The 8,188-nt window shown below is 30.4% G+C and carries 9 protein-coding genes and 1 CRISPR repeat array; of the genes, 7 read left to right on the top strand and 2 right to left on the bottom strand.

The window, feature by feature from the left end:
* Nucleotides 1–895 precede the first annotated feature (895 nt).
* The 5 genes from HMPREF1984_RS08760 to HMPREF1984_RS08740 all read left to right on the top strand — a co-directional run bounded on the left by HMPREF1984_RS08760 (nucleotide 896) and on the right by HMPREF1984_RS08740 (nucleotide 4,292).
* Nucleotides 896–1,573: a YeeE/YedE thiosulfate transporter family protein gene (locus HMPREF1984_RS08760; RefSeq protein WP_021767618.1), complete on the top strand. Its 678-nt coding sequence runs from the start codon at nucleotides 896–898 to the stop codon at nucleotides 1,571–1,573.
* 48 nt (nucleotides 1,574–1,621) lie between these two features.
* Entirely contained in the window at nucleotides 1,622–1,849 is a 228-nt protein-coding gene (locus tag HMPREF1984_RS08755) for a sulfurtransferase TusA family protein (RefSeq protein WP_021767617.1), read from the top strand.
* Nucleotides 1,850–1,942: 93 nt separating this feature from the next.
* Entirely contained in the window at nucleotides 1,943–2,497 is a 555-nt protein-coding gene (locus tag HMPREF1984_RS08750) for a YeeE/YedE thiosulfate transporter family protein (protein WP_021767616.1), read from the top strand.
* A gap of 39 nt (nucleotides 2,498–2,536) precedes the next feature.
* On the top strand, nucleotides 2,537–3,931 hold the full coding sequence (locus tag HMPREF1984_RS08745) for a rhodanese-like domain-containing protein (protein WP_021767615.1): 1,395 nt from the start codon (nucleotides 2,537–2,539) through the stop codon (nucleotides 3,929–3,931).
* 145 nt (nucleotides 3,932–4,076) lie between these two features.
* Nucleotides 4,077–4,292: a sulfurtransferase TusA family protein gene (locus tag HMPREF1984_RS08740; RefSeq protein ID WP_021767614.1), complete on the top strand. Its 216-nt coding sequence runs from the start codon at nucleotides 4,077–4,079 to the stop codon at nucleotides 4,290–4,292.
* Here HMPREF1984_RS08740 and HMPREF1984_RS08735 read toward each other — a convergent pair.
* The gene (locus HMPREF1984_RS08735; protein WP_021767613.1) at nucleotides 4,282–5,169 is read right to left on the bottom strand and encodes a LysR family transcriptional regulator; all 888 of its coding nucleotides are present in this window, start codon (nucleotides 5,167–5,169) and stop codon (nucleotides 4,282–4,284) included. The genes HMPREF1984_RS08740 and HMPREF1984_RS08735 overlap by 11 nt on opposite strands.
* A 217-nt stretch (nucleotides 5,170–5,386) precedes the next feature.
* Between HMPREF1984_RS08735 and trpS the strand changes: the two genes are divergently transcribed.
* On the top strand, nucleotides 5,387–6,361 hold the full coding sequence (trpS, locus tag HMPREF1984_RS08730; protein WP_021767612.1) for a tryptophan--tRNA ligase: 975 nt from the start codon (nucleotides 5,387–5,389) through the stop codon (nucleotides 6,359–6,361).
* Between the two features lie 91 nt (nucleotides 6,362–6,452).
* Here the strand turns inward: trpS and HMPREF1984_RS08725 are convergent, their stop codons facing one another.
* Complete coding sequence (locus HMPREF1984_RS08725; RefSeq protein WP_021767611.1) at nucleotides 6,453–6,686, bottom strand: hypothetical protein; 234 nt, start codon at nucleotides 6,684–6,686, stop codon at nucleotides 6,453–6,455.
* A gap of 226 nt (nucleotides 6,687–6,912) precedes the next feature.
* Between HMPREF1984_RS08725 and HMPREF1984_RS11420 the strand changes: the two genes are divergently transcribed.
* Nucleotides 6,913–7,086, top strand: a complete 174-nt coding sequence (locus tag HMPREF1984_RS11420) for a hypothetical protein (RefSeq protein WP_156894270.1) — start codon at nucleotides 6,913–6,915, stop codon at nucleotides 7,084–7,086.
* A gap of 542 nt (nucleotides 7,087–7,628) precedes the next feature.
* Nucleotides 7,629–8,188: a CRISPR direct-repeat array (repeat unit 32 nt; unit sequence GTTTGAATACTATCTGAATTTACATCACTCTC).

Here is an 8,188-nt window from a genome sequence, read left to right as displayed (position 1 = left end):
GAACTTTTTCCACCCCCACTCTTGACAAAGAGCCTTTATTTATAATATTTTTCTTTTTATTATTTAGTTTACCCTATTTATTGTAATTTTTCAATATTATATTTTTATTCTGTTTATTTTCAGACTTTCCAAAAAGAGATTTGCATAAAATATAATAATCTGATATAATTAAATTACCTTAAGGTAGACCCCAAAAGGGTACTTATAAATGGTTAAATAAAATTTGGGATAAAAAGGACTGGATTACTTCAGTCTTTTTTGTTATAATTTTTTCAAGCGAGTTTCCCAAAACTCGTAACCATTTATAAGGAGGTGTACTATGCGTACTTTTCTTATTGTTTTAGTAGTTTTCCTACTGATTCAAAGAATTCTGTACTAATTAGTACCCTCATACTCTTAGGGGTATCAATAGGCTTTTATCGGGCCTATTTTTTATTACCATTAACCGAAGCCAAAAATGGATTGGCTATTAAATTATCTATTCAATTTTAATTTTGAAGCTCATAACTACCCAAATTTTGTTTTATTTCTATTATTTTCTGTATCCAGATGTTTAATGTCTCTTAGTATGACAAATAAAAAGAGCAGTTGTTAAACTGCCTATATCGTTTCTATAATTTTAAATTAGTAAGAACGGTTGGTGTGACTGTCCCAACATCTCTTTTGACCTAAAAGGTGTGATAGTGTCACTTGCTTTTGCTTCTCTATCCTCATTCTTATTTTTATTGTATTCTTTTTCTATTTTTTTGTAAAGTGTTTTTTATCCCTCTTATTCGATTTTCAAATACAGTATTCGTTTTTTCCCTATTCAAAACATTTTAATTATAAGCTATAATTAAAAAAGTATATTAAGGATTTTTTTCACTTCAAAATTACTAATGAAAGGAGGAAGCAAATGAATACAACTTTAGACAAAGAAATGACGAAGGTTGTAAAAGCAAACAGCGTTCGTAAAAAACCTTTTAAATCTCAAATCCCACATGCATTAGTTTTAATTGCCCTATTAATCGGACTTGGTTTCTATTTAAATGATGCAAAATTAGTAAAATATTTGATATTCGGTGTTGTTTTTGGAATGATTCTTCAACGTTCCAGATTCTGTTTTACTGCTGCATTCAGAGACCCTGTCATTACAGGAAGTACTTCTCTTACAAGAGCAGTATTTTTAGCTATTGCAGTTGGAACTATAGGATTCTCAGCTTTAAGCCTTTACTCCATCTCAACTGGTGGAAAACCTATGGGAACTGATTCTGTTGCACCTTTATCAATACTGACTGTTATCGGTGGTGTTATGTTCGGTATCGGTATGGTTACAGCTGGTGGATGTGCTTCAGGAACTTTAATGAGAGTTGGGGAAGGGTTCCAATTACAATGGGTTGCTTTGTTATGCTTCATGTTAGGATCGGTAGCCGGAGCTTGGGCAATGGGATTCTTAGAACCACTTGGTAAAGCAAATATTAAAGTATATCTTCCTGATCATCTCGGATGGGCAGGTGCATTAATATTCCAATTTGCATTAATAGCAATAGTATACGTTCTTGCCATTAAATGGCAAAAGAAAAAATATAGTTAAACAGATTTTTGAAGAAAATTCTTAAATAAATTTTTAGGAGGAAAACTAATGAAAGAATACAAATTAGATTGTATAGGAGAAGCTTGTCCAGTCCCTTTAATAAAAGCTCAAAAGAAAATGGAAACTATGGAAGTAGGAGATATAGTTATAATAAATGTAGATCATTCATGTGCTATAAAAAATATTCCTGAATGGGCAGATCAGACAGGATATGCCTGCAGGGTTGAAGAAATTGATGATGGAGAATGGAACATCATAGTTGAAAAAAGTAAATAATATTGCAGGAATATCTCGACAGAGATGTAAATAAGTCAATCATTTGAGAATAAATTAACTTATTTAAAAATATACTGTAAAAGGAGAACAGTAATGGAATTTTTTAACAAATTAAGTCAGAACGAAACATATAAAAAAATAATGAAAAAGCCTTTGTCATATAATACAGGAGCTGTATTGCTTGGTATTACGGCAACTATTTATCTGGCAGTCTTTAAAAAGGCATGGAGTGTTTCAGGACCTATTACCGTATGGGGAGCTAAAATATTTCAGGCAGCAGGACTTAATCCTGTTACATGGCCTTATTTTATAAAGAGTTCCGGATTAAAAAAGGCAATCATGATACCTGTTTTATCAAATAGTGGTTCCATATGTAATATAGGAATCATTCTTGGTGCCACATTGGCAACTTTACTTGCTTCAGAATTTAAAATCAAAAAAATAAAAGGGAAAAAACAGCTTTTTGGTGCTGTCCTTGGTGGTTTTTTAATGGGAGCGGGAGCAAGACTTGCTTCAGGATGTAATATTGCCGCTTTCTTTTCTGCACTGTCAGCATTGTCATTGACAGGGTGGTTTTACGGGTTATCTGCCTTTGCAGGTGCCTTTATAGGAAGTAAAATACTTTTAAACTATATTATAAAGGAATAATTTTGATATGATTATTCTTACGGAAGGAGAGAAATTTTAATGAATTTTAGAAAAATACTTTTTTCAATAATGAGTATTGCTATTTTAGGATTAATCCTATCATGCGGAAAAAATGCAATCAGTGAAATCAAAACTGAAGATTTATTAAAAAATATTGATAATTCCAGCTATGTTATTATAGACACTAGAAGAGACAGTCTTTATAACGGGTTTAAGGATAAAAATGCTAAACGTGGAGGACATATTAAAAATGCAATCCAGTTTACTGCGGCATGGTTAAACTATATTGAAGACGGTAAATTTGAAACTTATGCAGCAGGTAAAGGAATCACAAAAGATAAAACTCTTGTTATATATGATACAGATAATGAAAGTTTAAACAGTGTGGCCGGAGAATTTGCCGCAAGAGGATATAAAGTAAAAACTTATAAAGATTTTGTAAATTATGCAAATGATGAGAAAAATCCAATGGAGTCTTTTCCAAACTTCCAGTACAGCGTTTCACCTCAATGGGTAAATTCTGTTTTAAAGGGAGAAAAGCCTGAAACTTATACAAATGATAAATTTATGTTATTTGAAGTTTCATGGGGGCCATTGGAAAAAAGTAAAGGTTATGCTCAGCATATAACTGGAGCTTACCACTTTGATACTGACTGGATTGAAAATGGACCGGTATGGAACTTAAGCGATCCAAAAGTTATTGAAGCTAATCTGCTGAAAAATGGTATTACCAAAGATAAAACTATTATTCTTTACTCTGCTGAAAACCAGCTTGCCGCATATCGTGTATTCTGGGCATTAAAATGGGCAGGTGTAACAGATGTAAGAGTACTTGATGGTAATCTGACTACATGGATGGATGCCGGATTCCATACAGAAACTAAAGTAAATACGCCTACACCTGAAACTAATTTCGGTGGTACTATACCTGGAGATCCTAGTATTACTATATCAACTCCTGCTGAAGCAATGGAAATGCAAAAAAATGGACTAAAACTTATAAGTAACCGTTCATGGGATGAATATACCGGAAAAGTAAGTGGATACGACTACATTCCAGGTAAAGGGGAACCTCAAGGTGCAATTTGGGGATTTGCCGGAACTGATTCTTCAAATGTGGCGGATTACTATGATCCGGACGGAACTTTACGTAACCCAAATGAAATATTTGCATTGTGGAAAACTCAGAATATTAACAAAGGAGACAAACTTGCATTCTACTGTGGAACAGGATGGCGTGCAACTGTACCTTGGTTCATGACTATAATGGCAGGATGGAAAAACACTTATATATATGACGGTGGATGGAATGCATGGCAAATGGATTCTAAATTCCCTGTACAAAAAGGAGCACCAAACAATATGCAGAAACCTGATTCTAAAAATGATTATGGAGCAGGTACAAAGAAAAAAGGAGCTTCCTGTAAAGCTTAATATTTTATCCCTAACTTTTAACTTAGAATATTTTAAAGCTTATGTATAATTGAGTAAATAAAATAGACTATTTCAAATTTATATAGTATAATAAACGTATAAATTTAGAAATAGTCTTTTAATTTATTTTTAGAAAGGAAAAGTTATGATTAAAATAGATTGCCTTGGATACAGCTGTCCTATTCCTGTAATTAAATTAAAGCAGAAACACTCTCTCATTATGGAAGGAGAGGAAATTCTTCTTGTTACAGACCACAACCTTGCCGTAGAAAATATTGAATATTACTGTAATTTAAATAAATTTAAATGCTCTTCAGAAGAAGTTATAGATGGTGTCTGGGAAATCACCATCAGCAAATAATTTTCTTTATATATTTTTCCATATAGGAAATTACCCTTTTCACACCACCTGTATGGGAATTTCTTTTTATCATGCTTATATTCTGAGTTATTGAAACTTGCTCAACATCTACGATTTTTACTTCCTTATGGTAAAGTTCTTTTTTTATTGTAGAATAGGGCAGAAATGCCATCCCATATCCATTTATAATGCATGATTTTATTGCATCTACACTTTCCAGATTATATGTAAATTTATAATTTTCAAAATTATTAATAAATTTTGTTACAACTTTTATAACCTCATTTTCTCCTGACATTCTTATAAGGTCATATTTACTTAGTTCCTTTACTTTTATCGAATCAGGAAATGAACCCAAAATATTTGATGCAACAAGCACAATTTTTTCTTCAAATATTTTTTTCCCTGCCAAAGTTTCATTGTTATTAATATTTTCCGTTACAAAACCTATATCGCATCTTTCCCTTAGAAGTTCTTCTTCTATGACAGAACTGTTCTCCCTGCTGTTCAGCTCCACCGAAACATTGGGATAATGCTTTTTCAAATGATAAACGACACATGGAAGGGAATAATTACATATTGTAGATACTGCAGATATTTTTATTTTCATCGAATTATTTTTTGCATCTTCTATTTCTTCCCTCATTTCATCCAGACATTCTTCAAACATCGTAAAATACTTATATACGATTTTTCCTTCTTTTGTCAGTTCAATACCTTTGTTGCTTCGTGTAAACAGCTTTGCATTAAACTCTTTTTCGAGCTTCTTCAGCTGCTGAGATAATGCCGGCTGGGAAATGAACAATTCGTTTGCAGCCTTTGAGATACTACCTGTTTCAACTACTTTTAAAAACAGATTATAAACATCATTTATCATAGTTAACTCCCTTTCGCACTCTTTATTTTGTAATTGGAATTTTTATTAAAAAATCCTATTATTTTTCGTTTATATGATTAATTATTTATATTATAAACCAAAAAGAATTTTTTTACAATATCAGATTTTTTTATAATTTCTCTGATTATATTTGATAAATCGTATATAATATGTTATTATTTACCTATCAATATTTATAATAAACAAGGAGGTTTTAATGAGAAGTTTATCAGGTATTCAGCCTAGCGGTATCCTGCATATAGGAAATTATTTTGGAGCAATAAAACAGTTTGTGGAACTTCAGGATCAGTATGAAGGTTTCTACTTCCTTGCTAATTATCATGCTCTTACATCTTCTCCTAATGGTGAAAATTTAAAACAAAATACAATAGAAGTTATTTTAGATTATCTTGCTCTGGGTCTTGATCCGGAAAAATCTACACTGTTCTTACAGTCAGATGTGCCTGAACATACAGAACTGGCATGGATTTTAGCAAATGTTACCCCAATGGGACTGATTGAAAGGGCTCATTCATATAAAGACAAGATTGCAAAGGGAATTAAGCCTAACATGGGATTATTCACATATCCTATATTAATGGCTGCAGATATACTTATGTACGATCCTGATATAGTGCCTGTTGGAAAGGATCAGAAACAGCACGTGGAAATTACGAGGGATATTGCAATTAAATTTAATGAAACATATGGAAAGGAAGTTTTCAAGCTTCCAAAGGAAAAAATTGTGGAAAGTGTTGCTGTCGTTCCTGGAACTGACGGAGATAAAATGAGTAAGTCATATGGAAATGTTATAAATATGTTCTTTTCTAAAAAGGAACTAAAAAAACAGATTATGAGTATTGTTACTGATTCTACTCCTCTTGAAGAGCCTAAAAATCCTGACAACAACATTACAAAACTGTATTCTCTTTTTGCTACTGAAGCTGAAACTGAAGAGCTTAAACAGAAATTTCTGGCCGGAAACTTTGGTTACGGACATGCAAAAACTGAATTGCTTGATAAATTTATGGATTATTTTGCTCCATTCAGGGAAAAACGTGAAGAACTTGTAAATAATATGGACTATGTATATGAAATTCTTCAGAAAGGTGCTGAAAAAGCCCGTTCAATCGCCACTGTAAAAATGGATGAAGTCAGAAGTGTAGTGGGATTACTGGATAAGAATTATTAGGATTTAGATTTGAATAAATGATAGAAAAACAGCTCCAATTAATAGATTAGGGCTGTTTTTTGTATGTTCTTCTGCTATTGACTCAAAAATTCTAAATACTATCCAGTATTTCATTTACAAATTTACATTTTATTTTAAATTCTTTTATTTTTTCAATATCCATATTTGACAATACTTTAAGTTCTTTTCCTATTTTTTCATATATTTTTTTTAATACCAAATTTTCTTCAAGATTATCTCCCAGTCTTCTAAAATTTGCCATAACTTCCCAACCAAATTCTTTTGCTGTTTCTTGTTCCAGTGTTATTTCATAATTTTTATCCATATTTTTTTCTCCCTTTTTACCTAATAAATTTCTGGTAAAGATTCAAACAATATACTTTTAAATCTTTTTGTTCAAAGTTCTTTTCTAAATATTTTTTAGCTTTATCATTCAACCAATTTTTTATTTCCTCTAAAGATTTCCTATAATTTTTCACTCCATATATATTATAAAACCTAAATATATGCTATAATAATCAAATAATATCAATTTTTATGGAGGAATGACAATGAGAAAATTAGATCCAGAAATAGAAAAAAGATTGAGTAGTGCAATATATAATGTTGAACTTGCATGTGGAAAATGTTCTGTAGAAGAAATTGAAATTCTAAGAAAAAGTGCATATGACGAAATTTCAGATGAAGAATTTAAAAAACAAATATTATTACTTGCAAAAAAATAAATTTTTTTTAATTTTCATCACTAAAATATATCAGATTTCACTTTGAAACATAATTACTCTTAATGGTGTGAAATTTCTTTATTGAATTCTATTTCTTTTTCTGATATTACTGCCATTCTTTCTCACTTTCTTTTTAGTTTTCAACCACTTTTCCAATTTTGTATATTTGCTCCAACCCTCTGTAGTCATTTCAGTTTTACTTATTTGATAATAACCTAAAAAATTTTCTTTAAAACTAATATCTTTTACTGATTTTTTATATGAAGTATTTTAAATATAATAAAAATTATTGAGAATATTGTAATTAAAGGACTTACAGCAAACATAAACACTAAAAATATTGATAATAAAACCAAAGATGGAAAAGAGATTATAATTCCTAATACTATAATTATTACAATTTCTAATGGACTATAATGTTTTTTATTGTTAAATTTTATAGTTTTCATCAATCTCAACTCCTATTGTGATGTGTTTTATATATTATACCACTTAGCTGGAAAAAAGAAAATAATATATAAAATTAGAATAAAAGTGTTTATGTTTATATTACATTTTAATTTACATTACTCTCAAACAAAGCTGCATTTATGATTTTAATCTTGTCTGTTTGAATACTATCTGAATTTACATCACTCTCAAACAGGAGTAGGAGGTAAAAAATGCCAGCACAGGTTTGAATACTATCTGAATTTACATCACTCTCAAACTAAAATACTTCTTAATGCTACATTCGGAGCGTTTGAATACTATCTGAATTTACATCACTCTCAAACTCAAGCTTTAAACTGTATGGATTTTTTGGAGTTTGAATACTATCTGAATTTACATCACTCTCAAACGTTAGATTATAAATAATTTTGAATTAAAAAGTTTGAATACTATCTGAATTTACATCACTCTCAAACTAATGAAAGGAGTTGGAATTGGTTGGCAAGGTTTGAATACTATCTGAATTTACATCACTCTCAAACACGAGTATAACAATATAGTTCATAACTTTTGTTTGAATACTATCTGAATTTACATCACTCTCAAACAATAATGAAATCTTGTTTGCTATTTTGATTGTTTGAATACTATCTGAATTTACATCACTCTC

It is taken from the genome of Leptotrichia sp. oral taxon 215 str. W9775 (genome assembly GCF_000469505.1).
Classification (GTDB): domain Bacteria; phylum Fusobacteriota; class Fusobacteriia; order Fusobacteriales; family Leptotrichiaceae; genus Leptotrichia_A.
Note: the sequence above shows the minus strand (reverse complement) of the source record. Positions and strands in the feature narration are given on the sequence as shown.

Coding starts and splice junctions, on each gene's coding strand:
- HMPREF1984_RS08760 (WP_021767618.1), top strand. CDS start 896: ATGAATACAACTTTAGACAAAGAAATGACGAAGGTTGTAAAAGCAAAC.
- HMPREF1984_RS08755 (WP_021767617.1), top strand. CDS start 1,622: ATGAAAGAATACAAATTAGATTGTATAGGAGAAGCTTGTCCAGTCCCT.
- HMPREF1984_RS08750 (WP_021767616.1), top strand. CDS start 1,943: ATGGAATTTTTTAACAAATTAAGTCAGAACGAAACATATAAAAAAATA.
- HMPREF1984_RS08745 (WP_021767615.1), top strand. CDS start 2,537: ATGAATTTTAGAAAAATACTTTTTTCAATAATGAGTATTGCTATTTTA.
- HMPREF1984_RS08740 (WP_021767614.1), top strand. CDS start 4,077: ATGATTAAAATAGATTGCCTTGGATACAGCTGTCCTATTCCTGTAATT.
- HMPREF1984_RS08735 (WP_021767613.1), bottom strand. CDS start 5,169: ATGATAAATGATGTTTATAATCTGTTTTTAAAAGTAGTTGAAACAGGT.
- trpS (WP_021767612.1), top strand. CDS start 5,387: ATGAGAAGTTTATCAGGTATTCAGCCTAGCGGTATCCTGCATATAGGA.
- HMPREF1984_RS08725 (WP_021767611.1), bottom strand. CDS start 6,686: ATGGATAAAAATTATGAAATAACACTGGAACAAGAAACAGCAAAAGAA.
- HMPREF1984_RS11420 (WP_156894270.1), top strand. CDS start 6,913: ATGAGAAAATTAGATCCAGAAATAGAAAAAAGATTGAGTAGTGCAATA.